This window comes from Ensifer meliloti (assembly GCF_030064585.1).
Classification (GTDB): domain Bacteria; phylum Pseudomonadota; class Alphaproteobacteria; order Rhizobiales; family Rhizobiaceae; genus Sinorhizobium; species Sinorhizobium meliloti.
This window is the reverse complement of the sequence record NZ_CP120364.1, coordinates 331,034-356,767: the sequence shown is the minus strand read 5'-3', so window position 1 is coordinate 356,767 and position 25,734 is coordinate 331,034. Positions and strand designations below refer to the sequence as shown.

General features: G+C 61.8%; 19 protein-coding genes and 2 pseudogenes. 12 read left to right on the top strand and 9 right to left on the bottom strand.

Features of this window, described 5'->3' with window-relative positions; genetic code table 11:
• Positions 1-4: 4 nt before the first annotated feature.
• A complete protein-coding gene (tauA, locus tag PZL22_RS01530) occupies positions 5-1,015 on the bottom strand; it encodes a taurine ABC transporter substrate-binding protein (RefSeq protein ID WP_004434966.1) in 1,011 nt (336 codons plus the stop codon).
• 312 nt (positions 1,016-1,327) lie between these two features.
• On the opposite strand from tauA, the gene PZL22_RS01525 reads away from it, so the two are divergent.
• The 3 genes from PZL22_RS01525 (at position 1,328) to PZL22_RS01515 (ending at position 5,379) form a co-directional block, all read left to right on the top strand.
• Positions 1,328-2,689, top strand: coding sequence for an FAD/NAD(P)-binding protein (locus PZL22_RS01525; RefSeq protein WP_284718419.1), 1,362 nt, complete (start codon positions 1,328-1,330; stop codon positions 2,687-2,689).
• Between the two features lie 116 nt (positions 2,690-2,805).
• Positions 2,806-3,834, top strand: coding sequence for a sulfate ABC transporter substrate-binding protein (locus PZL22_RS01520; protein ID WP_004434969.1), 1,029 nt, complete (start codon positions 2,806-2,808; stop codon positions 3,832-3,834).
• A gap of 429 nt (positions 3,835-4,263) precedes the next feature.
• Positions 4,264-5,379, top strand: a complete 1,116-nt coding sequence (locus tag PZL22_RS01515; RefSeq protein ID WP_284718418.1) for a sulfate/molybdate ABC transporter ATP-binding protein — start codon at positions 4,264-4,266, stop codon at positions 5,377-5,379.
• 330 nt (positions 5,380-5,709) lie between these two features.
• Here PZL22_RS01515 and PZL22_RS01510 read toward each other — a convergent pair whose 3' ends face one another.
• Positions 5,710-7,089: an enoyl ACP reductase FabMG family protein gene (locus tag PZL22_RS01510; RefSeq protein WP_284718417.1), complete on the bottom strand. Its 1,380-nt coding sequence runs from the start codon at positions 7,087-7,089 to the stop codon at positions 5,710-5,712.
• Positions 7,090-7,379: 290 nt separating this feature from the next.
• Between PZL22_RS01510 and queC the strand changes: the two genes are divergently transcribed.
• Genes queC through queE form a run of 3 tightly spaced genes read left to right on the top strand, consistent with a single transcriptional unit; the run spans position 7,380 to position 9,180 of the window.
• Entirely contained in the window at positions 7,380-8,090 is a 711-nt protein-coding gene (gene queC / locus PZL22_RS01505) for a 7-cyano-7-deazaguanine synthase QueC (protein WP_003528524.1), read from the top strand.
• Positions 8,090-8,446, top strand: coding sequence for a 6-carboxytetrahydropterin synthase QueD (queD, locus tag PZL22_RS01500; RefSeq protein ID WP_003528526.1), 357 nt, complete (start codon positions 8,090-8,092; stop codon positions 8,444-8,446). Before queC ends, queD begins: the two co-directional genes overlap by 1 nt.
• Positions 8,443-9,180 carry a 7-carboxy-7-deazaguanine synthase QueE gene (gene queE / locus PZL22_RS01495; protein ID WP_003528527.1) on the top strand — a complete coding sequence of 246 codons (738 nt, stop codon included), beginning with the start codon at positions 8,443-8,445 and terminating at the stop codon, positions 9,178-9,180. Before queD ends, queE begins: the two co-directional genes overlap by 4 nt.
• A gap of 46 nt (positions 9,181-9,226) precedes the next feature.
• On the opposite strand, the gene PZL22_RS01490 is transcribed toward queE, so the two are convergent.
• Positions 9,227-11,047, bottom strand: coding sequence for an ABC transporter ATP-binding protein/permease (locus PZL22_RS01490; protein ID WP_127597508.1), 1,821 nt, complete (start codon positions 11,045-11,047; stop codon positions 9,227-9,229).
• An 868-nt stretch (positions 11,048-11,915) separates the two neighbouring features.
• Between PZL22_RS01490 and PZL22_RS01485 the strand changes: the two genes are divergently transcribed.
• A complete protein-coding gene (locus PZL22_RS01485; RefSeq protein ID WP_003528529.1) occupies positions 11,916-12,167 on the top strand; it encodes a helix-turn-helix domain-containing protein in 252 nt (83 codons plus the stop codon).
• A gap of 95 nt (positions 12,168-12,262) precedes the next feature.
• Here the strand turns inward: PZL22_RS01485 and PZL22_RS01480 are convergent.
• Both PZL22_RS01480 and PZL22_RS01475 read right to left on the bottom strand, forming a co-directional pair.
• Positions 12,263-12,641 (bottom strand): annotated as a pseudogene (locus tag PZL22_RS01480) (response regulator).
• Positions 12,638-15,361 (bottom strand): PAS domain S-box protein, encoded by a 2,724-nt coding sequence (locus PZL22_RS01475; protein ID WP_127597510.1) that lies wholly within the window; start codon positions 15,359-15,361, stop codon positions 12,638-12,640. The pseudogene PZL22_RS01480 and the gene PZL22_RS01475 overlap by 4 nt, the downstream one beginning before the upstream one ends.
• Before the next feature lie 178 nt (positions 15,362-15,539).
• On the opposite strand from PZL22_RS01475, the gene exsH reads away from it, so the two are divergent.
• Positions 15,540-16,937: an endo-1,3-1,4-beta-glycanase ExsH gene (gene exsH / locus PZL22_RS01470; RefSeq protein ID WP_284718415.1), complete on the top strand. Its 1,398-nt coding sequence runs from the start codon at positions 15,540-15,542 to the stop codon at positions 16,935-16,937.
• Positions 16,938-17,002: 65 nt separating this feature from the next.
• Here exsH and PZL22_RS01465 read toward each other — a convergent pair whose 3' ends face one another.
• Positions 17,003-17,992 (bottom strand): sugar-binding protein, encoded by a 990-nt coding sequence (locus PZL22_RS01465; RefSeq protein WP_004434499.1) that lies wholly within the window; start codon positions 17,990-17,992, stop codon positions 17,003-17,005.
• Between the two features lie 416 nt (positions 17,993-18,408).
• On the opposite strand from PZL22_RS01465, the gene PZL22_RS01460 reads away from it, so the two are divergent.
• Together PZL22_RS01460 and PZL22_RS01455 are read left to right on the top strand one after the other, a co-directional pair.
• Positions 18,409-19,149 carry an ATP-binding cassette domain-containing protein gene (locus tag PZL22_RS01460; RefSeq protein ID WP_004434512.1) on the top strand — a complete coding sequence of 247 codons (741 nt, stop codon included), beginning with the start codon at positions 18,409-18,411 and terminating at the stop codon, positions 19,147-19,149.
• Between the two features lie 29 nt (positions 19,150-19,178).
• Positions 19,179-20,177: an ABC transporter permease gene (locus PZL22_RS01455; protein ID WP_004434515.1), complete on the top strand. Its 999-nt coding sequence runs from the start codon at positions 19,179-19,181 to the stop codon at positions 20,175-20,177.
• A gap of 56 nt (positions 20,178-20,233) precedes the next feature.
• On the opposite strand, the gene PZL22_RS01450 is transcribed toward PZL22_RS01455, so the two are convergent.
• Complete coding sequence (locus tag PZL22_RS01450; protein ID WP_004434517.1) at positions 20,234-21,484, bottom strand: S41 family peptidase; 1,251 nt, start codon at positions 21,482-21,484, stop codon at positions 20,234-20,236.
• 176 nt (positions 21,485-21,660) lie between these two features.
• Here PZL22_RS01450 and PZL22_RS01445 point away from each other — a divergent pair.
• A pseudogene (locus PZL22_RS01445) lies at positions 21,661-22,141 on the top strand (DUF1772 domain-containing protein).
• 8 nt (positions 22,142-22,149) lie between these two features.
• Here the strand turns inward: PZL22_RS01445 and PZL22_RS01440 are convergent.
• Complete coding sequence (locus PZL22_RS01440; RefSeq protein WP_004434522.1) at positions 22,150-22,650, bottom strand: anthrone oxygenase family protein; 501 nt, start codon at positions 22,648-22,650, stop codon at positions 22,150-22,152.
• 121 nt (positions 22,651-22,771) lie between these two features.
• Positions 22,772-23,893, bottom strand: a complete 1,122-nt coding sequence (locus PZL22_RS01435; RefSeq protein ID WP_004434525.1) for a site-2 protease family protein — start codon at positions 23,891-23,893, stop codon at positions 22,772-22,774.
• Between the two features lie 296 nt (positions 23,894-24,189).
• On the opposite strand from PZL22_RS01435, the gene arfA reads away from it, so the two are divergent.
• Positions 24,190-25,710, top strand: coding sequence for an arabinosylfuranosidase ArfA (arfA, locus tag PZL22_RS01430; RefSeq protein WP_017276449.1), 1,521 nt, complete (start codon positions 24,190-24,192; stop codon positions 25,708-25,710).
• The last annotated feature ends 24 nt before the right edge of the window (positions 25,711-25,734 follow it).

Below are 25,734 nucleotides of genomic sequence, written 5' to 3'. Positions count from 1 at the left end.
GGTCTCAGAAGGAAAGCTTGGCGGCTTCCTTCACCCACCGGGGCGAGACATAGGCGCTGTAATTCGCAAGGACCTCCGGAATCTTGCCCTGCTCCTTGAGGAAGGCTGCGGTTGCTTCGACGGCTTTCAACGTGCCGCCGCCCAGGAGGCCGGCGCTGGCCTGTTCTTCGAGGGTCGGAAAGGTGTAGCCCTTGAGAAGTGCCGGGACCTCTTCCTGCTTGGCGCCGGTCAGCCGCGCGATCTTCTCGGCTTCCGGGGACGTGGCGTTCCAAGCCTCGGGATTGGCGCGGTAGGAAGCCGTTGCATCTCCCGTTATCTTGGCGAATGCCGCGACCACGTCCGGGTGCGAGTCCGCGAATTTCTTGCTGACGATCCACGCGTCGAAGGTCGGGCCGCCCCAGTTGCCGACGTCGGCGGATGTCGCCAGGACGGTGCCGTCTTTCTTTATCTCGGCGAGAACCGGATCCCAGACATAGGCGCCGTCGATATCACCGCGCGACCAGGCGGCCGCGATTTCCGGCGGGCGCAGATTGAGGATCTCGACGGATTTCGGATCGATGTTCCAATGTTTCAAGGCGGTCAGCAGGCTATAATGGGCTGTCGAGACAAACGGGGTCGCGATCTTCTTGCCGGCGAGTCCGTCGGGCTTGTCGATGCCGCGCACGGCAAGGGCTTCAGCCTCGCTGATCAGGCCGACAATCGCGACGGTTTCGATCGGCAGTTCGCGGCTGGCGGCGGCCGCCAAGGGCGAGGAGCCGACATAACCGATATCGAGCGAGCCCGAAGCGATCGCCGCAATGACATCCGCGCCGCCGTCGAACTTCTGCCAGTTGATCTTGGCGCCGGTGGCCTTCTCATAGGTGCCGTCCGCCTGGGGAACGCGCGACGGTTCCACGATCGGCTGGTATCCGATATTAAGCGTCACGTCTGCCGAGAAGGCGGTGGAAACGGGTACCGCGATTGCCAGAACGGCGCCGGCGGTCAAGGTCGCGAGGGTTCTGCGATGGATGTTCATTCTTGCTCTCCTGCGTGTCATTCAGCGGCAATCGCCACCTTTATACAAGATGCTCTAATCCATAGATTTAGTAGAGATAAGCGAATCTCAATTTTCGGACCAGCAGGTGAGAACTTTCTTTCAAACCTGTCGCGGGCAGCGCCCGGATTGCGTCCAGGCGCTGATGCGTGGGAAGGCGAGGTCGATAAGAGTCCCCGCACCTATTCTGCGCCGCGAGGGCCCAGCCCGAAATTGACTTTATCTGTAGATATGATCTTCTAAGCACATGGTGAGGCCATCGGCGATGGACGAAGACGGATCAAGGAGGCGCCATTGCGTTATGATGTCGCTGTTGTCGGTTCGGGATTTTCAGCGATCGCGGTGACGATCCATCTTCTCCGCATGCTTCCGGCATCTGCCTCGATAGCAATCGTCGGCGATGACCCGGGCTTCGGAAGAGGTACCGCCTACCGGACGGAGTTCTATATTCACAGACTGAACGTCGCTGCCGGCGGCATGAGCGTTTATCCCGACGCGCCCGACGACTTCGTCGAATGGCTTGAACAAAACGGGCGCCAGACCTCGCCGGACGGCTTCGGCACGCGTGGCGACTACGGTCTCTACCTGCGCGACCGGCTCGCAACGCTCTTACGCGACCGAGACCGGCGTGCAGGAGTTGATTTCCTCAGGGCGAAGGCGGCGAGCTGCGTCCATTGCGGGGAGGCGGGTCTTGTCTTCCATCTCGACAATGGCGCCAAGCTGAGCGCGCGAAATGTCGTGCTTTGTCTCGGCATCGGCAATGCCGACCTGCCGGTCGAACGGGGGAAGGTCGACCCCAGCGTGGAACGCTGTATTGTGCGCAACCCTTGGCGGCTGAACTGGCTCTCAAAGGTTGGCCAGGGCGATAAGATCTGCATCCTGGGGTCAGGCCTGACAATGCTAGACCAGGTGCTCGCATTACGCGTCCACGGCCATCGGGGACCCATTCGTGTGCTTTCGCGCCGCGGTCTGCTCCCGCATATGCATGCTCGAGCCGGCGAGCGGGCGCCGGAAGTCCGGCCCGAGTTCCCCCCGTCACGCGAGATCAGCGCCTTGCTTGCGGGATTCCGCCGTCAGGTTCGCGCCGGCGCAGACTGGCGTGGCCTGATGGACGGCCTCAGACCGATGACACAAAGGCTCTGGCAGGAACTGTCGAAGGGCCAAAGAGCCCGGTTTCTGCGTCACGGCCTGCCATGGTGGAACATTCATCGCCATCGGATTGCTCCGGAGGTATTTTCGAAGGTCAATTCCCTGAGAAAGGATGGCGTCGTGACGGTCCATGCCGGCTTCCTCCAAGCGATCGGGGAAGGCGCGCACGGGGCATCGGTCACCTATATCGAGAGGCGAAGCCGGCGCCATATCACTTTCCAAACAGATTGGATGGTCAACTGCACCGGCATGGAGCGCGCCGGTGTGGCGCACTCGCCCCTGCTTCGCAAAATGCAGCGTCAGGGGTTGATTACGGAGGACGAGCTCGGGCTTGGCCTTTCGGTCGACAGGAATGCACGCGTCCTTGATTTGAATGAAGTGCCGCGGCGGGGACTCTACGCCGTCGGTGCTTTGACGGCCGGCCAGTTCTGGGAAATCACCGCGGTACCGGATATCCGGGTACAGGCGAGAGCTGTTGCCGGCGACATAGCGTCCAGAATGCAGTGAGGATGAAGCTCAATCGGGCCCGCAGGGCCGAGTGCGCTATTTCTTCGCTTACTTCGTCAGAATGTTGCGTAAACCATTCGGAGTGTATGTTCATTGACGAGGATGGAGTCTGAAAAATGGGAGCGAGCAGGCGTACCGGAGTCGTGAAGATCCTGCTGCTGGCGGGAATCTTGCAGTTAGGCGCTATCGGATTCACTGCAGCCGACGTCACTATCCTGAACGTTTCCTATGATGCTACGCGGAAATTGTACAAAGACTTCAATACGGCTTTCGCGGAGAAATGGAGAGCCGATACCGGCGAGACGGTGACCATCCATATGTCTCATGGTGGTTCCGGAAGGCAGGCGCGATTGGTGATAGAGGGCCTCGACGCAGATGTGGTCACGCTCGCCCTGGAAGCCGACATCGACGCGATAGTCGAAGCAACCGGCAAGATACCCGCTGACTGGAAAAGCCGCCTCGCAAACAACAGTGCCCCCTACACCTCGACAATCGTCTTTCTCGTTCGAAAGGGCAATCCAAAGGGCATAAAGGACTGGAACGACCTCGTGAAGGACGACGTCCAGGTGATTACGCCCAATCCGAAGACCTCAGGCGGCGCTCGCTGGAACTTCCTCGCCGCTTGGGCTTGGGCGCGGGCTGCCAATGGCGGCGACGACGCCAAGGCGCAGGAATACGTGGCACAGCTCTTTCAGGAGCATGCGCACTTTCTCAATACCGGCGCATGGGAGGCGCTGACTACCTTCGTGCAGCGTGGTTTCGGCGACGTGCTGCTCGCCTGGGAAAACGAAGCCTACCTTTCGCTGGAGGAACTCGGCCCGGACCATTTCGAGATTGTCACCCCTTCGATTTCGATAAAGGCCGAGCCGCCTGTAGCGCTGATCGACGGCAATGCCGGGGCCAAGGGCACGCGCAAGGTGGCGGAAGCCTATCTCCAATATCTCTACGGCGACGTCGGTCAGCGGCTTGCGGCCAAGCACTACTACCGCCCCTACAAGCCCGAGCTGGCCGACCCTGCGGACGTCGCCCGCTTAGGTCAGGTGAAACTGGTGACCATCGACGACTTCGGCGGCTGGAAGGAAGCGCAGCCGAAGTTCTTCGCCGACCACGGGATTTTCGACCAGATCTACAAGCCGGGACGATAGGCACGCGCAAGGTGGCGGAAGCCTATCTCGACCATCTCTAAGGCGATGTTTGCCACAAGATTGCCGTTTGAACCTTTGCGCGTCTGATCAGACGCGCGGCGCTGTAGGAAACCTATCGGAGGACTGCAGTTCTCCTCATTCCTCACATGAGGAGATCAAACAGGCCCCGGCGGATATCCCGACTCTCAACAGGCCCTGGCCCAAGCTTACCTATCGCAGGGATCACCCACGCTTCGCCGGTCTCGAGCTGGACACGATTGACGAATTCGGCGGTTCGAAGGAAGCTCAGGCGAGATTTTTCGCCGATGGGGGAATCTTGCGGCCAGATCTATACACGGCGTCGAGTGGATTCATGTCTCTGTCGCGCGTTAAGCTTCTCGTTGCAACTCGATCGCTGCGGGCCGCAGGCACTGAAAGGTCCAGACCTCCATGGAAGTCCGCGTCCAGAACATACGCAAGGAATTCGGCCGCTTTCCCGCACTCGAAGACGTTTCCCTCGACATCCGGTCGGGTGAACTGATCGCGCTCCTCGGCCCCTCCGGCTCCGGCAAGACCACGCTGCTGAGGCTGGTCGCCGGGCTCGAAAGCCCGACCGAAGGCACGATTTTCTTCGGCGACGAGGATGCGTCGAAAAAGACCGTGCAGGAGCGCAACATCGGCTTCGTTTTCCAGCATTACGCGCTTTTCCGCCACATGACGGTGCTCGACAACGTCGCCTTCGGTCTGAAGGTGCGGCCCGCCAAACGGCGCCCGGCGGCTGCCGACATCCGCCGCAGGGCCCTCGACCTGCTGGAACTGGTGCAGCTCTCCGGGCTGGAGAAACGCTACCCGGCCCAGCTTTCCGGCGGGCAGCGCCAACGCGTCGCGCTCGCCCGCGCCATGGCCGTCGAACCCAACGTTCTGCTCCTCGACGAGCCTTTCGGCGCGCTCGATGCGCAGGTGCGCAAGGAGCTGAGGCGGTGGCTACGCGAAATCCACGACCGCACCGGCCACACCACGATCTTCGTCACCCACGACCAGGAGGAAGCACTCGAGCTTGCCGACCGCGTCGTCGTGATGAGCAAGGGCGCGATCGAGCAGGTCGGCACGCCCGACGAGATCTATGACCATCCGGTCTCGCCCTTCGTCTACGGCTTCATCGGCCAGTCGAACTGCCTCGACGTCACCCTCGCCAATGGCGAAATCTGGCACGAGGACCGCCCGATCGGCCTTCGTGCCGGGAACGAACCGGACGGCCCCGCAACCCTCTATTTCCGCCCGCACGACGTGGAGCTCATCGACGGTTTCGATAACTCTCTCGCCGGCCGCGTCACGGCCAGCCGGCGCGTGGCGGGCACGCGCCACCTCGAATTAGAGATAGCCAGCGGGCTGCCTTCGATCGAGATTGAGTTGCCGCCCGAGCGTGCGTTTTCTGCCGACCGCACCCGCATCGGGTTCCGGCCCTTCAGGTGGACGCTGTTTCGCGAGGGCGTGCCTGCGGGCGATTTCCTGTCGAGCATGCATGATCGGAGACTGCGTTCGGAACGGCAAGCAATCCCCAATTGACCATGCCTTTGTCGCGGCCAATCGCGCGCGAACTCCGCCTCTGCCCGACGAATTGAAATGACTTCGTCGCTAACGCCGTCATTTGCACCGGCCTTTTCCAGGAACAGAGACGGACGTGGATGGTGCGTCCGGACGAGGTCGGTCTTCTCAAGGTTGATGCCGAAGGAAGACGGAGTCATTAGGCCAATCTGTTCACCGCCGGAAACGACTGAAATCGCCGAAATCAGATTCTCCAATTTTTTCGCGAACCGATGGGTCGCAGGCTCGAATCTGCCGGGGAAAGCTGCCCTTAAGTCGCTGGGCTAGTGGAGCGAGCTAGATTGGAGGCTCTCAGGCCAACTCAAACTGAGAGTCTTTCGCCCCTTGCGCGCCCAACGGCGCCGGAGCCAACCTTTGCAGGTGGGAAGCGTTAAGTCGACGCGCCACGATATCGTGGTTGAGCCACTGGATGGGGCCGGAGGGATCAGAGGACGCGCCAAAAATCAGCTGCCCGGTCGCCTCCACCACGAGAGCACTCAGGAGGTCGCTGATCATTGCCTTGCTGTCCCGATGCATCTGCGTGATCTCGTTGGACGTGCTGATGGTCAGATCGGCCTGCGCTTGGCTGTTCGCCATCGGCCACGCCGAGAAGTCGTAAAACGGGCGCATGACTTCGTTGGCCTGCATATCGGCTATTTTTTGGAACACATCATTCATCGTGAAGCCGTCTGCCAGAAGCTCCTGACATGCCTGCCATTGGTCCTCTGCCCATTGGCCACCGTTCTCTTTCCGCAAGGCGAGCAGCAGCGGTATTAGCGGAAGTTCGATACCCGTGAATACGTCGGAGGAATTGGTCCGGATTTCGGGACAGTTATAGACGGTTGCCTTGACACCCGATGCCCAGGCTTCTTGCGCGATGCGTTCGAGCCGCATCTTAGCGTAGCCTTGCGTGTAGTTGGTGTAGGTCTGCCAACGATAGCTCCCGTCAATCAGGATTGCCGTTCCATGGTAACCGTAGGCGGTGTACCGGACCTGAGCGCCAGATGCCTCTACGCGCTCACGGATCGCCGCGCTGACGTCGATAAGATGTCGAAAGGTGATTGCGGAGACTTCGTCGAAGTTCTGCAGGATGAGCTTGCCCATGTCGCTGTCGAGCAGCGCTTGCGACGACATGTGGCGGGGACCGCGCCCCTTGTAGATTCGATTGGCAACAGCCAGGAATACCTTCGCTTTCGGGATGCCGCCGGCCATTGTATGGGCGAAGAAGACATTGCGGCCGTCGGCAATCATGCCGTCGAGAACGGCCATGACCTGCGAGAGCGAATTCGTGAACCGTGCGGTGGCGATGTCCCGGCACTGTTTGATGTAGTCCCAGTCGAGCCTGTCATGTTCCCAGCTCTCCAGGGTCATTGTTGCGAGGAGATCCGTCGGAGTGGGGCCTCCTGTTGGAGCGTCGAGATCGAAGCCAGCCATCAGAGGTATGTTGATAATCCTGCCGCCCAGTCGGTCCTCGGCGGCAGAGAGTTCCTCGGCGTCCAGAGGCCGCAGTGCGTTGTTCTCGTCGCGCCGCCCGACAGTGATGCCCACGATCTCCATTCCAGCCCGCCGGGCTTCGTCGAGCAAGCCGGTCGCATATCCGCGACCGAATAGTTCGCCGAAGAGGACAAAAACATCACCTTTACGAAAGACGCTGTTTTCGGCGATGCGGTTCAATGCGACCGGGTTTTCCATGCAGTCAACTCTTTGGTCCCTTGATCGTCGAGCGGTGGCTCAGACGAGCTTCGATAATCACATGACCTCACTGACCCCTAATGGGAAGTCATTTTAAGTGACCGTTCATTTCAAAACGTGAAAGACTTCTCGGTGTTTGAAGCGGATGAAGCAGTCCGACGGTAGGCCCGGCCGGACAAACTTATGTCTTCCCGCACCGGTCGGCCATTCACAAGCCGTCCTCTTTGGCCTAAAAGGCGCGCAGTAGAACTCCGGTCGCAGCCTACCCGGTCAAAACAAGGACACCTGTCATGAAGACAATTGTAATCTGCTCCGGCGGATTGGATTCCGTTTCGCTTGCGCACAAGGTCGCGGCTGAACAGGAGCTTTTCGGCCTCCTGTCGTTCGATTACGGCCAACGGCACCGCAAGGAACTGGATTTCGCCGCCGCCTGCGCCAGGCACCTGGGCGTCCCGCACCAGATCATCGACATCCGCGAGATCGGCCGCCACCTCACCGGATCGGCGCTCACCGACGACGTGGACGTCCCGGACGGACACTATGCCGAAGAGACGATGAAGGCGACGGTGGTGCCGAACCGCAACGCCATCATGCTTGCCATCTCCTTCGGGGTCGCTGCAGCCCGCAAGGCGGATGCCGTCGCGACCGCCGTGCATGGGGGCGACCACTTCATCTATCCCGATTGCCGGCCGGGCTTCATCGATGCTTTCCAGGCGATGCAGAACCACGCGCTCGATAGCTATGCGGATGTCGCGCTTTATGCGCCCTTTGTGAACGTCTCGAAGGCGGACATCGTCGCGGACGGAGCAAGGCACGATACGCCCTTTGCCGAGACCTGGTCCTGCTATAAGGGCGGTGCCCGCCATTGCGGGCGCTGCGGCACCTGCGTCGAACGGCGTGAAGCCTTTCACCTCGCGGGCGTCCCTGATCCGACGGAGTATGACGATCCGGACTTCTGGGTCACGGCGACCGGCTCCTTCGTTGCCGAAGAGGTGAAATGATGTTTCGCATCACCAAGGAATTCCATTTCTCCGCCTCGCACCAGCTGAAGAGCCTGCCGGCCGAGCATCAATGCGCGCGGCTGCATGGGCACAACTACATCGTCGAGGTCGAGCTTTCCGGCGAAACGCTGAACGAGCATGGATTCGTGCGCGACTACCACGAGCTCGCGCCACTGAAGCAATATATCGACGAGTGCTTCGACCACCGCCATCTGAACGACGTGCTCGGACACGATCGGGTGACGGCGGAATGCCTGGCGCAGCATTTCTACGAATGGTGCCAGGCTCGGCTGCCCGAGACGACAGCCGTTCGCGTCAGCGAGACGGCGAAGACCTGGGCGGAATATCGGCCATGATCCACACCCGATCGAACGAAATCCGCGTCAGCGAGATATTCGGACCGACGATCCAGGGGGAGGGGGTGCTGATCGGCCTGCCGACGGTATTCGTCAGGAGCGGCGGCTGCGATTACCGCTGTTCCTGGTGCGACAGCCTCCATGCCGTCGACAGTAGCTACCGGCATGAATGGCAAACGATGTCGACCGAGGAGGTTTGGCAGGAAATCGTTCGGCTTTCGGGCGGTGAAGCCGTGATGGTTTCGCTATCGGGCGGCAACCCGGCAATACAGCCGTTCGGCGATCTGATCGGCCGCGGGCACGAAAAAGGCTATCGATTCGCCCTGGAAACGCAAGGTTCGGTCGCTCGCGACTGGTTCGCCGCTCTCGACGTGCTGGTGCTCAGTCCTAAGCCGCCCTCGAGCGGGATGGAGACTAACTGGGAAGCCTTGGACGACTGTCTCCGCAGTGCTGGAAACAAGCCGCAGACGGTATTGAAATTCGTGGTCTTCGATGAAGCGGACTATGTCTATGCAATGACAGCTGCCGCGCGCCATCCGCATCTTCCCGTCTATCTGCAGCCCGGCAACCATACTCCGCCGCCCGCGGAGGAGGCGGACGCGCCGATCGATATCGACGGCGTGATGGAGCGGATGCGTTGGTTGGTCGATAGGGTTGTTGCCGACAGGTGGTTCGAGGCGCGGATCCTGCCGCAACTGCATGTCCTCATTTGGGGCAACAGGCGCGGCGTTTGAAGCAGCAGTCGCGCGTCTTATCAGGCGGCAGCACTTCGATCCGGACTCAAGGCGCACCGCGTGCGGCCACCTCCAGGCCCGAAACACCTCCGCCGAGGCGAACCGGCTTCAGGGCCGGAGCGTCGGCGTCCTTGACGAGATGGATCACGCGGGAGAACTGCACTCCGTTTCGCGGCGTTCGGCCGATCTTGATCACCGCGGTCTCCCGCAGGTCGGCCTCGAAGATCGAAAGGGCCCGTTTCAGGGCATCGGCGTCCATGGTCTCCAGCGCTTCGTCGATTACCACCCAACGGGGTTTCTGCACGAGGAGCCGGGCAAAGGCCAGGAGGCGCTGCTCGTCGTCGCCGAGTTCGCGTTCCCAACGGGCCTCACGATCGAGCGACGTCGCGAGATGGTCGAGCCCGACCTTCGAAAGCGCAGTCACGAGCACCTTGTCGGGGAAACTGTCGGCGTGCGGATAGGCAAGGGCGTCGCGCAGTCGGCCGCGGGGGAAATAAGGCGCGCGAGGAATGAAGGCCACGGCTTCGCCGGCCGGCATTCCCACACGGCCGCTTCCCCAGGGCCAGAGCCCGGCGAGCGCCCGGAAGACCAGCGTCTTCCCGGCACGCGGATCGCCGATGATGTTGACCCGCTGGCCGGGGGCGATCTCGATACGAGACTCCGCCAGCCTGGTTCGCCCCGAGCGGGAGACCACCTCCAGGTTCTCGAACGTCATGGTGGCACTCTCGTTCTCGACGAATTCGATACGCTTTTCATCGCCGTGCAGCGTGTCTGCCGTGATCAGCGCGCGGCGAAAGGCGGCAACGCGCAGCAGCGTTGCACGCCAATCCGTGATCGCGCTGACATTGGCGACGAACCATTTCAACGACGAGTGCACCTGGTTGAACGCCCCCACCGCCATCATAAGGCCGCCGAAGCTGATGTTTCCCGCGAAATAAACTGGCGCTGCAACGAGAATGGGTGCGACGACCGTGACCCAGCCGTAGCCGTCCTGAACCCAGGCAAGATTGATCTCGGCTCGGAATATGTTGCGCGTGGCGTCGAGCACGGAGGAAAGGTCGAGTTGCAGGCGCCGTCGCTCCCCAGCCTCGCCGCCCGCAAGCGAGATGCCGTCGATATGCTCGTTGGCGTGCATCATCGAGAAGCGAAGATCGGCTTCGCGGGCGTAGCGCTCGCCGTTCAGAACGATCAGCCGGCGGCCGACGAGCCAACTCAGCCACGACGCGGAGCCGGCGTAGAGGATTGCAGCCCACACCATGTAGCCGGGAATTTCCAGCGAGCGTTCGCCGATCTGGAAGGCAAAGCCCGCTGAAAGGGACCAGAGGACGCCAACGAACGAAATGAGCAGTATCGACGATTGCAAAAGCCCGAATCCGAGGCTGGTCGTGAGATCGGCAAGGTGGCCGGCATCCTCCTGCATGCGCTGATCCGGGTTCACGCCGATCGTGCCGGCATTGGCCAGCCGGAAGGCACGTCGCGGCCGCATCCATTCGCCGATCAAGTCCAATGTCAATCCTTCGCGCAGCTTCAAGCGCACCATCTGGTTGAGCCACTGCTGAGCGACATTGAACACCAGAAGGACGCCGGCGAGGAGGACGAACAGCATGAGCTGGTAGAAGAAACTGTTGAGATCGCGCCGTTCGATCGCGTCGAAGAAAGGCCGGTACCAGCGGTTGAGAACGATCTGCCCGATGGCGGTGACGATGATTATGGTGAAGCTGCCGGCCGCCAGCCATAGGATAGGCTTCAAAACCGGCGAGGCGACGAAAGCGTGCCGCATCATCTCGAACTGCTGCCAGATACTGCTGCCTTCCGATGGGGCGGCGGGCGTTCGGGCCTGAGTCTCATTACCGATTTGGTTCTTCATCTCCAATTCCTTCCCCTCGGCGCACACCGCATCCCAAACTAATCCGACGGTCGGTACGCGCGGCCATTGGGCCCACGCGAAGCGCGAACGGACAGATCCGGGACGTTGTGTTTGCGGTCGCCTCTGTGGCTTGAACAATCTGCCGGCCAGGGCGAGTGCCGTATGGCAGCGCCCGGTTTCATGCTCGGCGGCGGCGATCCGCCAAGTGGAAATTCAGTGCCGAGCAGCAGTCGGTACGAAGCAAATAAGCCGTTAAAAATCTGTAATGCAGCTAAATTAGAAATCCCCATACCGTTCAATGTATGGATAACGGCGCCGCCTGAAAACCGGATTTTGGTCCGTTCCGAGGAAGTCAGACCCCACCGGCCTTGCGGAACGGCATCGGCGAGCATGCAGCCGCGACCTGCGACCCTTTGAATGTATTCGAGATTTCTTTTCCATATGTCGCATAGGAAGCGCCTGACCGACCCGGCGGGCTTTCCAGTAAACTTTTGTGATCTGCCGAGCCCAGCCGTTATCGCCGCCCTCATCCGCGCCTCGCTCGCAGTAGCCGGGCACGATTCTCGGCCTGATCGCCGAATCGAGACATCGCAACCCCACGGTGCCGAAACCGACATTCCAGTGGCCGGCTGGCGCTTTCGGTGCACAAGAGCGATTTCGGCTTGTCCATGTTACAACGATGACATAAAACGTTACCGCCGTCCTGCAGCACCGCGCGTCTCACGCGCACAAAGGTCGCTGCAGCACTTTCATCTGCTGCATGTTTTTTCCCTTGAATCGCGGTTCAGGGGGCATGCAGTGACGCGTGTCGACCCGTACTCAACAGCAAAATTCGTAAGAATTTTCATGCCAAGAGAAGGAGACATTTATGTCTATTTCACCCTCCAACATTGGCGACAAGGAAGCCGCTCCGATGCCCAACGGCGACATCGCCGCTCGCGTCAAGGCCGCGCGTGAAGCGGTCGGCTACAGCATCGAGGATCTCGCGGTCACCTGCGGCCTCGCCGTCGTCGAAATCAACGATATCGAGAATGGCACGGACTTCAGTCCAGCGAAGCTCAAGCGCGTCGCCGGCGCACTACAGGTGCCGCTCTCCCATTTCCTGCCCACAGAAATGTGAGATCGGCGGCAGTAGAAAAAAAGGGTGTGCGGTTCGTCACCCTCCGCCGCAACCGCTCAGCACCGTGACCTATTTGTAATCTAGCACCGGCCGGCTCACACGCCGGCCGGGCTGCCATTAAACGGGTGGAAGCCTCTTCTGGATGAGCTGCGTGCCGTCGAAGGGTTTTGCCAGGCGAGGCAGGGCACGAAATCGTTCAGGCAAGTCAAGCGCCGTATAACCGGTTAACAAAAGCACCGGCACCTCGCGCTCCATGAGTTCGTCGACAAGCGGATAGGCGAACTCGCCCCGCAGATTGAGATCGAGAGTAGCGATATCGAACGGATGCGCGCGGGCGGCGGAGATCGACTGAGCGAGGCTCGTGAATGGGCCGATTACCGAGTAGCCGGCAGCCACGAGATCAGCTTCAATCTGCAGTGCGACAAGAAACTCGTCCTCCACGACGAGCACCCGGCATCGGTCTCCGTGGTTCATCCGGGGGCTCCGCCCGGATAGGGAACATCGATCGTGCATACCAGCCCTTGCGGCGCGAACTCGAGATGCACTTCACCGCCAAGATCCGAGGCGAGGACCCGCTCGAGCAGCAGACGGCCGAAGCCATTATGCTTGGGCGCAACAACGGCCGGTCCGCCCGTCTCGCTCCAGCAGATCCGCAGCCGCTCACTTCCCACGTCGATCATCCACTCGATATCGACTTTTCCACTCTTGACGGAGAGTGCCCCATGTTTCGCAGCATTGGTTGCAAGCTCGTGCGCCGCCATGCCGAGTGTCAGCGCATGCTTGGGCGGCAGCATCGCCGGCGGGCCCGCAAGGGTCACATTCGTCCTGCTGTCGTCGTGATACGGCGACAATTCGTCGAACAGCACGGTTTTCAGGGAGACGCCCGACCAGCTCGCCTCCGCCAGGCGCGTATGGGTCTGCGCAAGCGCCCTTATGCGTGCATCGAAGGAACGGTGTGCCGTTTTGGCGTCGGGATTGGTCGAGAATGTCTGTCGTGCGATCGACCCGACGATCGCCAGCGTGTTCTTCACGCGGTGGCTGAGCTCGGCGACGAGGAGATTGCGCTGCGCTTCGGCCTCCCTGCGCTCCGTGATGTCCATGCAGACGCCGGTCAAACGCCTTTTGGGGCTGTTGCGTGGCGAAAGCTGTCCGAAAGCCTCCATCCACCGGATGGTCCCGTCGGGGAGCTGAGCGCGGTAGACGACGTGGTAGTCTCCGTCTGTCTCGATCGCCTTGGCCATCTCGCGCTCGATCAAGGGAAGATCGTCCGGGTGTATGTCGCGCTTGAAGTCGGCCAGCGTTCCTCCGAACGATCCGGGCTCAATACGGTGAAGCGCCTCCAGCCCCGGCGACCAGATCACCTCACCCGTTTCGAGGTTCCACTCCCAGGCGCCCATATGTCCGGCATCCAGTGCAAGCTGCAGGCGCCGTTCGCTTTCCTGGAGCGCCTCCTCCGCCTGCTTGCGCCCGGTGATGTCGACAGCGGCAGCGACAGCTCCGACTACTTCGCCTGTGACGTCGCGCAGCGGAGTCGCGTTGCCGAAAATATGTCGGGAGCTTCCGTCGTCGAAGCGCACCTCCTCCTCGAAATTCTGAACCTCTTCGCCGCGAGCCGCCCTTTGTACGGGCAGCTCCTCCGGCGACAATGCGCGCCCTTCCGAGAAAACGCGGAAGTTGGTGGGGTGCTCGCCGGGAGGCGCCGACATCGACAGGTTGCTGTCGTGCGGCAGCCGCAGAATCTCGTAGGAGCTGTTATTGCCGCTGATGACGCGGCAATCGGGCGTGCGTGCAATCCAGATCAACGCCGGCACGGCCTCCATGATCGCCGCCAACTCGGCCGCGCGCGCCCTTTCGCTCGCCTCGTTGCGGCGCAGCTGCTCCTCGGCCTGGCGCCGCGCATATTCGGCTCTCATGCGCTGGATGCTGAATCCGAGTTGTCGCGCGATGGTGAGCGCCATGCCGATCTCGGAATCCGCAAACCGGTGTGGCCGGTCGTAGTAGGTCATGAATTTCCCGATCAGCCTGCCTTCCGTGACGAGCGGGAAGAAGCCGAGCGCGGCGATGCCTTCGCCGACTATGCTCTCCTTCAGCTCTCGCGAGAATTCCGCGTCGTCGACATTCTCGACGAAGATCGGCTCGGGTTCGTTCGCTCCCGTAATCCAAGGGGAGTGTCCGTCGACAGCGCGCTGATAATGCTCCGAAAGGCCGCGCGCGGCGACGAACCGCATGGTCCCTGCCTCATCGAAGAGCAAAATTGAGGCGCGGTCGCAGTTCAACGCGCCCTGAATGGCGTCCAGTGTCGCCTCGTAGACCTCTTCTATCCGTTTGGTACGCTGTACCCTTTCGGTCAGCCGATATAACGCGGCCTGCTCACGAAAGCGGGCAGCCAGTGCCTCTGCTGCGCTTTTCGTCTCGGTGATGTCGCGGGCGATCTTGGAAGCGCCGATGATGCGGCCGGTGGCATCCCTGACGGGGGAAACGGTAAGCGAAATGTCCACCAGAGTCCCGTCCTTGCGCCGGCGCTTGGTCTCGAAGTGGTCGACCATTTCGCCTCTACGAATGCGTTCGAGGATGCCGGGCTCCTCGCTCAGGCGTTCTGGCGGTATGAGAATGGTGATCGACTCGCCGATAACTTCTTCGGCCGCATAGCCAAAAAGCCGCTGCGCGCCGCGGTTCCAGCTGGTGATGATCCCGTCCAGGTTCTTTGCGACGATGGCATCGTCGGAAGATTCGACGATCGCGGCGAGATAGCGGGAACTGCGCTCCATATCCTTCGCGCCACTGAGATCCATTAGGACATTGACGGCTCCGGTCAATGCGCCCGAGTCGTCGAAGATCGGCGTCGGATGCGGCAGAAGCGGGACCGCGGAGCCGTCCGGCCGGACCGCCACCACTTCTTCACCCCTGACCGGCTGTCCTTCTTTCAATGTGCGCGCCATTGGGCACTCGTCGTGCGGGAGGGGTGAGCCATCCGGCCGCCTCAGTTGCCAACTGACGCACCAGCGATCCTTGCCGAGCTCCGGCTCGCGCCCAGCAAGGGCTGCAGCCGCGGCGTTGCAGTAGGTGACGATGCCCTTGGCGTCGGTCGCATAAACGGGCACCGCAAGGGCGTCAAGCACGGCGCGGTAATCGGGCGTGTCTGAAGTCGTGACATCTTCAATCGTTGTTTTGGGTAGAATTTCTGCGCCGTGCATGTTCCCTCCGCAGCCGCCGCCAACTTCAAAAAACGCAGTAACCGCTGCTTTGTTCCCCGCCCGTCCCCCAAACTCTTGGGGGTTATTAAAACTTGAGCCCCGTCTAGATTAGGCCTGAGGACGCGATCAGCGGCCGGGGTGAGCGGAGGAAACCGACCATCAAACTGGAGACATTTCGATGAGCAAAACCGTATTGAACGCCGTGGGAACGCCGCTTTACTACAGCGGCAGTTCAACTGCGTGGTTCTCCGCCACCGGCTCTGGCCCCACACTCCATGGCACTGCCGGCAACGATTCCATGTGGGGCGACAGCTCCGTGAACGTCACCATGATCGGCGGTAGGGGCGACGACATCTACTATCTCTATTCGTCGATCAACCGGGCGTACGAGGCACACGGCGAGGGCGTGGACACGATAAGCACGTGGATGAGCTACACACTGCCGGCGAACTTCGAGAACCTCACGGTTACCGGAAGCGGCCGGTTCGCATTCGGCAACGATACGGACAACATCATAAAGGGCGGGTCGGGAACGCAGACGATCGACGGCCGCGGCGGCAACGATGTCCTGATCGGCGCGGGCGGTGCCGACACCTTCGTGTTTGCGCGAGGCAATGGAAGCGACCTGATCACCGATTTCAATTATGACGACATCGTACGCCTCGATGGCTACAGCTTCACGTCGTTCGAGCAGATTCTGTCCAATGTGGCTCAGGAAGGCGCCGATCTCCGGCTCCATCTCGCCGACGGCGAGAGTCTGGTATTCGCGAACACCACCGCCGACGAATTGCAGGCGCACCAGTTCAGGCTAAGCCTCGACCGTTCCGTCCTGTCTCAGACTTTCTCGGACGAGTTCAATACGCTTCAGCTCCGAAACGGTACAAGCGGGGTCTGGGATGCCAAATTCTGGTGGGCGCCGGAAAAGGGAGCGACGCTTTCCAGCAACGGCGAGCAGCAATGGTATATCAATCCGAGCTACGAGCCGACCGCTTCCGTCAACCCCTTCTCCGTCAACAACGGCGTGCTGACGATCACGGCCGCGCCGGCGTCGGAGGCGATCCGGGCCGAGACCAACGGCTATGATTACACGTCCGGAATGCTGACGACCTACTCGTCCTTTGCCCAGACCTACGGCTATTTCGAAATGCGCGCGGACATGCCGGACGACCAGGGCGTCTGGCCGGCCTTCTGGCTGCTGCCCGCGGACGGTTCCTGGCCGCCGGAACTCGACGTCGTGGAAATGCGCGGACAGGACTCGAATACGGTCATCGCCACGGTGCATTCCAATGAAACGGGCTCGAGAACGAGCATCGAAAATGCGGTGAAGGTCGCCGATGCGAGCGGCTTTCACTCATACGGGGTGCTTTGGACGGAAGAGGAGATCGTCTGGTATTTCGACGATGCGGCGATCGCGCGCGCCGATACGCCTTCCGACATGCACGACCCGATGTACATGCTCGTGAACCTGGCGGTGGGCGGCATCGCCGGCACGCCGCGTGACGGGCTCGCCGACGGGTCCGAAATGAAGATCGACTACATAAAGGCCTATTCGCTCGACGCGGACTGGCAGATCTGAACCAAGGAGTTCGAAGGCCGGCAGCCTGCGGCGCCGCGCGCGGCAGGATGCCGGCCTTCGACCGGCTATTTCTGGATGCAGGTATCCGCGGTCTCCTTGGTGCACTCGTCGAGGCCGGTAAAGACCGGGTCTTCGACCGGTTTGCCGGCGATCAGGTCCAGCATGACCTGCGGGGCCTTATAGCCCATTTCGAACGGCCGCTGCCCGACGAGAGCGGTGACCAATCCTTCCCTGGCGATCGCGACTTCCTCGCCGATCGTATCGGCGGCGCCGATGACGAACTCGTTCTTGGCGATCTTGTCGGCCATCGGCTTGAACAGATCGCGATAGGGCTGTGGCGCGCCGAACAGCGGCCATCCGCCCATGATCCCGAAAGCATCGAGGTCGGGATTGGCGGCAAGGATGTCGGTCATCGCCTGCACGCCCTTGGCGCCGTCGTCATTGGTGAAGACCGGGCAGCCTGCCACTTCCGTCCAGTTGCCTTCGCCCTTGAGTTCCGCCAGGCCCTTCTGGCCGGTCAGGGCGTCCCGCATACCCTGGGCGCGGCGCAGAATGTTGTCGGCGCCGGGATTGCCCTCGATGGTGCAGATCTTGCCGCCATCGGGCTTGGCCTTCTTGATGTATTCGCCGATGCGGTAGCCCATCAAATAGTTGTCGGTTCCGAGATAGGTCTTGCGCAGGGCAGAGTCTTCGGCGGCGAGATCCGCATCCACGGTCATGACCGGAACCGATGGATTGGCGGTCTTCAACGTCTGCGCGATGAGCTTCGCATTGGATGGCGAGATGGCGATGGCTGCGGTTTCCGCCTTGCCAAGCATGTCCTGGACGATCTGCGCCTCGCCGGCCTCATCCGAGGTCGAGGCCGGACCCGTGTAGAAGCACTCGTATTCCGAGTCCGGATTTTCCTTGTTCCACTTCTGGCAACCCTGGTTGATCGCTTCGAAGAAGGGATTGTCCAGCCCCTTCACCACGATCACGAGCTGTTTCTTCTGGGCCATGGCCGTTCCGGCGCTGAGTGCCAGAGCGGCAACGGCAAGCAATAGTGCCTTCCTCATTCCATCCTCCCTTGAAACAAGCGGACACGCGCGTGCCCGCGCCTTGAAATATGAGAATTTCGGTAGGCGGCGGCGTCGCGCAGCCGTCGATCCATCGAGGCATTGAAGAGCGGCCGGTCGCGCGCGGATCGTCAAGCAGCGCCGCGATGAAGTGCCGCCTGACCCTGCCCGTGCCCCGGGGACAAGGATCAGCATGCTCTCCTCCCACCACTAGCTAATATCCGCGCGAACAGCACGTCAACGACTATTTGTATGACAATATGAGTTTCAGCGTATGTGCGGAGCAATTTGTAGGACTATTGATTGACGCTTTCCCGCGCATTTGCGTAAATGGGAACGGTCGCCTTGCCGGGAGAGCGCGAAAGCGGGACAAGCGATCGAGGAGGCGGCCCGCTGCCTCGGGAGGCTAGACGGCTGTGGCAGTTCTCGAACTCGTCAACATTTCCAAGCATTTCGGCGCCATTCAGGCGGTCAGTGACGTGTCGCTCTCGCTCGAGCGCGGCGAGGTGGTCGGCCTCATGGGCGACAACGGCGCCGGCAAGTCGACGCTGGTCAAGATGATGGCCGGCAATTTCCGGCCGAGCCACGGAACGATCCGGCTCGACGGTGCGGAACTCGTGATGCATCGTCCGGTGGAGGCGCGGCAGCACGGCATCGAGATCGTCTATCAGGATCTGGCGCTCTGCGACAACCTCACGGCCGCTGCGAATGTCTTTCTCGGGCGGGAGATCAGGCGTGGCATCGGGCCGCTGCGCATACTCGACTACAAGGCGATGTACCGCCGCGCCGGCGAGATTTTCAGGGAGCTGAAGTCGGAGACGCCGCCGCGCAACCTCGTCAGGCAAATGTCGGGCGGTCAGCGGCAGGCGGTCGCAATCGCGCGGACGATGCTTTCAGAGGCCAAGATCGTGCTCATGGACGAACCGACGGCGGCCATTTCGGTGCGGCAGGTGGCCGAGGTGCTGAACCTGATCCGCGAGTTGCGCGACCGGGGCATCGCCGTCGTGCTGATCAGCCACCGTATGCCGGACGTCTTTACAGTCGCCGACCGGGTCATCGTCATGCGGCGGGGCAGGAAGGTCGCCGACAAGCCGATTGCCGCGAGTTCGCCTGAGGAGGTGACGGGCCTGATCACCGGCGCCATCGAACAGGTGTGAACCAATCGGAAAGAAAGCGAAGGTCGACAATGGCAATTACGCTCGATCGGGCAGTCGGACAGAGAGACCGGGGATGGCTCTCGTTCCTGTTGGCCAGCCAGGCATTCTGGGTCCTGGTGGCCGTCATCCTCGCCTGCCTCTTCCTGTCGGTAGCCACCGACTCCTTCGCCACGGCGAAAAACCTCTACAACATCACGCGCAATTTCACCTTCGTCGCGATCATCGCGCTCGGAATGACGCTGGTCATCATTACCGGCGGCATCGATCTGTCGGTGGGTTCGGTCCTCTGCCTGTGCAGCATGGTGCTGGCAGTGGTCATGCATGCCGGTTACGGCATCGAGGTGGGTATTGCCGCCTCGATCGGCACGGCGCTGGTCGCCGGCGCATTCAACGGCGTCATGATCGCCTATCTCGGCTTTCCGCCTTTCGTGATCACCCTCGGAATGCTCTCGATCGCGCGAAGCCTGGCGATGGTCGCTTCCAACAACACGGTCGTATTCGAGTTCGGCCCGGACCACGACACGCTCCTGGCTCTTGGCGGCGGCGCCTGGTTCCTCGGCATCGCCAATCCGGTGCTCTACATGATCGTCCTGGCACTTCTCACCGGCTTCGTTCTGCGCTGGACGAAGTTCGGCCGCTACGTCTTCGCCATCGGCGGCAACGAGCATGCCGCGACGCTCACCGGCGTTCCGGTGAGAAGGATCAAGGTTGCCGTATACATGATCTCCGCGCTGGCGGCCGGCATCGCAGGCATCATCCAGACCGGCTGGCTCGGGGCCGTGACGACCAATATCGGCGCAGGAATGGAGCTTCAGGTCATCGCCGCTGCCGTCATCGGCGGCGCCAATCTTGCCGGCGGCGCCGGCACGGCCTCCGGCGCTCTGATCGGAGCTGCGCTGATCGAGGTGATCCGCAACAGCCTCGGCCTGCTCGGGATCAACGCATTCTGGCAGGGCGCCTTCATCGGCGGCGCCATCGTGCTGGCGGTGCTTTTTGACCGAATCCGAAACTTCCGGCAAAGCGAATAGGCGAGGGAAGGGCGGGCTCGGCGCGGCCCCGCGCGTTCAAGAAACGGATCGCCGGCTCAGCCTTTGGCGAGGATGCGCCGCATCTCTTCCATGGCGGCTTCGCGCTGCGGATCGCGTCCGTCGGCGTAGGGCAGGGCGAACGGAACGGTTACGTCCGGCTCCACGCCGCGCCCCTCCAGCCGCACGCCGTCGTCGATCACCGCATCGGAAACCGCAAGCTCCAGTATGCTGTCGTCCGGCAGGAGATACGCGCGGCCGGCGAGAAGCGCGCCCGCCGTGCGCGTCCCGACAAGCGGGATTCCATTGGCCTTGAGCGCATAGGCGAAGAGTTCGAGGCCGCTTCTCGACCCCTCGTCTATGATGGCGACGACCGGACGGCGCCAGCGGACATTGGCGAGCATATCCTTGCCGCTGCGCGAGATCAGCCTGAAGTTCGGCGTATCGCCGACGAAGAGCTCCGCCGCGTCGGGCGGGCCGCCGCCCCAGCGTCCGCGCAGATCGACGACGACGCCATCGGCGTCCTTGAGACGGCCGGTCGCCAGTTCCCGTGCCGCGATATCGAGTCCGTCGGGACTGGAGAGCGTCCAAAGACGCAGATAACCGATGCGCCGCCCATCGCTCTCATTCACGGACACGCTGTTCTCGATCGCCTTTTCGAATGTGGGCAAAGGCCGCAGCCGCTCGACCGCGACACTGGCCGTGAAGGGTTGTGCGCCAGCAATGCGGCGCAGGCGGATCTCCACCTTTTGCCCGGTCCTGTCGCGGAAGGATTCGATTTCGCGATACGGCGCGCCATCCACGGACAGAACCTCGTCGCCCACCCGGATACCCGCCTTGTCCGCAGGCGAGCCGTCATAGACGTCGCTGACGAACGGCAGGCCGTTTTCCATCCGGGTAACCATGCCGACCCCGGCATAGCTGGCCCGGCCATCCGGCGGGAACAGCCGCTTCATGTCGTGGCGGATAGCGTAGCGGAATATGTCGGCGAGTTCGTAATAGGCAATCGAATCCTGCGTGAAGCGGGCCGTGTGCGACGCGTCGAGGCTCGCGAGGATTCTCTCGATCGCAGCATCGACACGGGGCTCCGTGCTCTTCGCGTTCAGCGGGTCGCCGCCATCGAGTTCCTGCCGTACCGCTGCGCCAAAGCCGTCGAGCGCTGAGGGATCGTGAAAGTTGTCGGCGACGAGCGTGACGACGCGGTCGAATATCGGATGACCCGAACGCGGCAGGTCGAGGCCGAAGCCTTGGGTGGGAACGAGGAGAAGCAGGAACCCGGCCAACAGGCCCCCGGGCATCTTCGCGTGCATGGATCGATCTCCGTTCTCCGAGGATCATACCGGCACATAGGCGGCTGCAGTGAGGCCTCTCTCAACAACATTCCGTGAGATCGGCGAGAGCGGCATAGTCTCTCTTTTTCCTGGAACACTTGCCCATCGCCAAAGTTGTAGGTCAGGCTGCCGATGACATGCGTAGAGGCGGGGAAATGGTCGTTTATCTTACAGGCTTGGTATCGCTGCTGCGCCGCTCTCAGCCTCGGCCCCTCCTTTGCCCATGTATTGGAGGCGCCGCCCCGGCTGTTCGTCTGGGCGCCGGAACTCCGGCGCGAGGCAACCGTCTTCAACGGCCAATTCGTGCTTTTTGCAAAGGTCGGCGGGCCGCTCGACGTGACGACGATACGTTCGGCGTGCTTTCTTTCCTACCTGCTCGCCAATGAGCGGCCGGCTTTCTGGTTCGCCCTCGCCGGCGCTGCTTTTTTCGCTGGAGGGCTGGCGGCGTGGTTCACGCTCGTCGCGCCGGCAAACGCGATCCTGGCCACCTGGAAACCGGGCCCGATACCCCCGGACTTCGAAGCGGTACGCCTTAGATGGGAGACGGGCCACATGGTCGTTGCCGCGCTGAAGGTCCTCGGCTTCGGGTCGATTTCGATCGCCCTGCTGGCACCGCGCCTTGGTGGTGGCACATAGCGCAGTGCTCAGAGAGCTATCGCCGTTGCGAGCAATACGAGGCTTACGAGGCCGAGAACGGCCCGCACGACGTGGGACCGCTCCCAGCGGTCCCGAAGGGCGGTCCAGTCCTCCTTGTCCGCGGCAGCAGAAGCGCGAGGGGCGCCGAAAGCGAAAAAGCGGGCGCCCGTTCTTCCCAGTTGCGTATCCTTGAGCCAGAAGTTGTTCACCGGGTGCGTCAGGATCCAGTACGCGGCATGCATCGCCAGCAATCCGGCGAATGCGCCGACTGTCAGCCAGAAGGCCGTGGTCCCGCTCGGCATGAGAAAGAGGAGAGCGGCAGTAAGAAGCAGCGCCGCCGGCTCTGCCGCGCCCCCGATGGTGAACCCCGGATAGTAGATTGCCTGCATCGCCAGATACTGTTCCTTAGGCAATCGCAATTTGCCCGGCAATTCGAGCGCATGGGCAAGGGCCAATGCCGTTGCTATCGCGACCAGGACGATCGTGAGAACTTCTACCGTCACGAGCATTGAGCCGATCCGATTTGTCTGCTGCAGGTTCTTCGACTTTGCGTGTCTTGCGAAGGCCCGCGGCGCCGTAGGGTTGTGCCCGAACTCCGGAGCGTCGATTCGGTTCCATCCACCTTCGGGCTCAGCTTCGGCTTCCGGTCTGCCGCAGGTGGCCGAACCGGAAGCGGCCCGGGGCGGCCGCACGCACCATCATCATCTCGCCGATCGTTTCGTGCGTCATCAGCCCGACGAGGTGGTTGGAGCCGTCCAGGACGGCGATGGCCGGCGAATGGGATTCCTGCATGAGCCGCAGGCTTTCCTCGAGGCGTTTGCGATGATGGATCGTCGGTAGGCCGCGGCGCATCGCGGCGACCACCGGTGTCGACGGGCCTTTCTCCTTCAGAGCGCGGATCATGTCGTCGCGCGTCAGCAGTCCCTCGAAGTGGCCCGCGGCATCGACCACCGGAAATTCGCGTTGCGTGGTGGCAAGCAGCGTGTCGATGGCGTCGTCGATGGTCGCCGAGCGGTCGAGGGTCGCGAATTCGGTGATCATCACATCTGAGATCATCACGCTGCCGGAGATCTCGCGGATCTGGGCGTTCTGGGCTTCCGCCGTTGCGGCCAGATAGACGAAGATGGCGATGAAGATAAGCAGAGGATTGTAGAACAGGCCGACGAAGCCGAAGACGAAGGCAAGGCCCTGGCCGATCGTTGCGGCGATCTGGGTCGCACGCGACCAGGTGAGCCGCGAGGCGAGTGCGGCCCGCAACACGCGGCCGCCGTCCATCGGGAAGGCGGGAATCATATTGAAGAGCACGAGGAAAACATTGACGCCGGCGAGCCTTGCCAGAAATCCGCTCTGGGGGTCTTCGACGCCCGCTATCTGCTCCATGCCCGCCGAGCTGCCGAGGATGGCGATGAGCACCGCGGCAATCGCCACATTGACCAGAGGGCCGGCGATGGCGATCACGAATTCCTGACCGGGCTCTTCCGGCATGCGCTCGAGTCTGGCGACGCCGCCGATCGGCAGCAGCGTTATGTCCGGCGTCTTGATCCCGAAACGCCGCGCCGCGGCGATGTGGCCGAACTCGTGGAGCACGACGCAGACGAAGACGGCGACGATGAAAGCAATCCCCTCCATCGCAGCCGGTGTCCCGCCGATCCGGTAGTGCATCAGCCATATCCAGATCAGAAGCAGCGCGAAGGTCACGTGCACGCGAATTGCCGTGCCGGCAATCGTTCCGATGCTGAAGGACCAAGCCATGAGCGATATGCTCCGTCCAGTTCTCAGGCGCGCTGAGGATGCGCCGTACCATCATGACAGTTGCGGCAGCGCCACACAATCGCAGGTGCCCTTAGCCGTCTAATCGGTTGGCCGGTGGATCGTTCCGCAGGCCTCGGCGAAACGCCGTGCACTTCCGGATTCCGGCACGCTAAAACCGAAAAAAGCGCGAGCTGCACCATGTGTATCGGGAATTTTGATATAAAACAAAACTCTTGAAATAAAAAATCATACAATTAGCTTCATCCAAAATCGACTTCAGTAAATGAGGAAACATCATGCGAGCGAAGGCTACCCTTAATCGGGAATATACAATCTCGTCCGTCGACAAGCGGGTCTACGGCTCGTTCCTGGAGCACATGGGCCGTGCCGTTTATACGGGGATCTATGAGCCCGGCCACGAAAACGCGGATAAGGACGGCTTTCGAACAGATGTTTTGGATATGGTGCGCGATCTCGATATGCCGATCGTCCGCTATCCCGGCGGCAACTTCGTTTCCGCTTACCGCTGGGAGGACGGGATCGGGCCGCGCGAGGAGCGTCCGGTGCGCCTCGATCTCGCCTGGCGCACGCGCGAAACCAACCAGGTCGGGGTCAACGAGTTCGCCGATTGGGCGAAGCTCGCGGGCACCGAGATGATGCTGGCGATGAATCTCGGTTCGCGCGGTCTCGACGACGCTCGCAACTTCCTCGAATACTGCAATCATCCCGGCGGCACCTATTGGAGCGATCTGCGCGCAAAGCATGGCTACAAGGAGCCGCACAATGTGCGCATCTGGTGCCTCGGTAACGAGATGGACGGACCTTGGCAGGTCGGTCACAAGAGTGCGGCCGAATACGGCCATCTCGCCAATGAGGTAAGCAAGGCCTTCAAATATTTCGACAAGACGCTGGAAACCGTCGTCTGCGGCTCCTCGAACGACAAGATGAAGACCTACCCGGAATGGGAGGCGACGGTTCTCGAGGCGAGCTACGACAGCGTCGACTACATCTCGCTGCACAAATATTTCGGCAACGAGGAGCAGGACACCCTCAATTACTATGCCAAGGCGATCGAACTGGACCGGTACATCGTGACGATCGGCGGCGTGATCGACTACATCAAGGCGAAGAAGCGTTCGAAGCGCGACGTCAAGATCTGCTTCGACGAGTGGAACGTCTGGTATCACGACCGCAAGGAGGACGGCGAGCGGATTGCCAGCTGGGACTGGCCGGAAGCGCCGCCGCTGCTGGAAGAGCTCTACAATCTCGAGGATGCGATCTTCGTCGGCTCTCTGCTGAACGTCTTCATCCGGAGATCGGACCGCGTCAAGATCGCCTGCATGGCACAGCTCGTCAATGTCATCGCGCCGATCCTCACCAAGGCCGGCGGTCCCGCCTGGCGGCAGTCGATCTACTATCCGCTTCAATATGCCTCAAAATACGGCCGCGGCACCGCGCTCACCGTGGCGCAGTCCGGCCCCACCTACGATTGCGAGGTGGCTCAGGACGTGCCCTACCTCGACCTGTCGGCGGTGCTGCACGAGGACGGCAAGTCGATCGCCGTCTTCGCGATCAACCGCAGCCTCGACGAGCCGCTCGGCCTCACCGTCGATCTTCAGGGCTTCAAGGGAGCGAAGATCGTCGAGCACCAGATGCTCGCGGGCGACGACCTGAAGGCGCGTAACTCGGTCGAGGATCAGAACCGCATCGTTCCCAAGGCCGGCAAGGAACTCGCCATAGACGATACGGGGACGCTGGTCGGCTCGCTGCCGCCGCGCTCCTACCACTTCGTCCTCTTGTCCGTCGCTTCTGCATAAGCCTTTCAGGCCCGGGCGGCCGGG

Bases quoted from the DNA above. Each gene is read 5' to 3' on its own strand.
- PZL22_RS01485 (WP_003528529.1), top strand. From the start codon at position 11,916: ATGTCTATTTCACCCTCCAACATTGGCGACAAGGAAGCCGCTCCGATG.
- PZL22_RS01450 (WP_004434517.1), bottom strand. From the start codon at position 21,484: ATGCACGCGAAGATGCCCGGGGGCCTGTTGGCCGGGTTCCTGCTTCTC.
- queC (WP_003528524.1), top strand. From the start codon at position 7,380: ATGAAGACAATTGTAATCTGCTCCGGCGGATTGGATTCCGTTTCGCTT.
- PZL22_RS01440 (WP_004434522.1), bottom strand. From the start codon at position 22,650: ATGCTCGTGACGGTAGAAGTTCTCACGATCGTCCTGGTCGCGATAGCA.
- PZL22_RS01475 (WP_127597510.1), bottom strand. From the start codon at position 15,361: ATGCACGGCGCAGAAATTCTACCCAAAACAACGATTGAAGATGTCACG.
- queE (WP_003528527.1), top strand. From the start codon at position 8,443: ATGATCCACACCCGATCGAACGAAATCCGCGTCAGCGAGATATTCGGA.
- queD (WP_003528526.1), top strand. From the start codon at position 8,090: ATGTTTCGCATCACCAAGGAATTCCATTTCTCCGCCTCGCACCAGCTG.
- PZL22_RS01515 (WP_284718418.1), top strand. From the start codon at position 4,264: ATGGAAGTCCGCGTCCAGAACATACGCAAGGAATTCGGCCGCTTTCCC.
- PZL22_RS01455 (WP_004434515.1), top strand. From the start codon at position 19,179: ATGGCAATTACGCTCGATCGGGCAGTCGGACAGAGAGACCGGGGATGG.
- arfA (WP_017276449.1), top strand. From the start codon at position 24,190: ATGCGAGCGAAGGCTACCCTTAATCGGGAATATACAATCTCGTCCGTC.
- PZL22_RS01510 (WP_284718417.1), bottom strand. From the start codon at position 7,089: ATGGAAAACCCGGTCGCATTGAACCGCATCGCCGAAAACAGCGTCTTT.
- PZL22_RS01520 (WP_004434969.1), top strand. From the start codon at position 2,806: ATGGGAGCGAGCAGGCGTACCGGAGTCGTGAAGATCCTGCTGCTGGCG.
- PZL22_RS01490 (WP_127597508.1), bottom strand. From the start codon at position 11,047: ATGAAGAACCAAATCGGTAATGAGACTCAGGCCCGAACGCCCGCCGCC.
- PZL22_RS01465 (WP_004434499.1), bottom strand. From the start codon at position 17,992: ATGAGGAAGGCACTATTGCTTGCCGTTGCCGCTCTGGCACTCAGCGCC.
- PZL22_RS01435 (WP_004434525.1), bottom strand. From the start codon at position 23,893: ATGGCTTGGTCCTTCAGCATCGGAACGATTGCCGGCACGGCAATTCGC.
- tauA (WP_004434966.1), bottom strand. From the start codon at position 1,015: ATGAACATCCATCGCAGAACCCTCGCGACCTTGACCGCCGGCGCCGTT.
- exsH (WP_284718415.1), top strand. From the start codon at position 15,540: ATGAGCAAAACCGTATTGAACGCCGTGGGAACGCCGCTTTACTACAGC.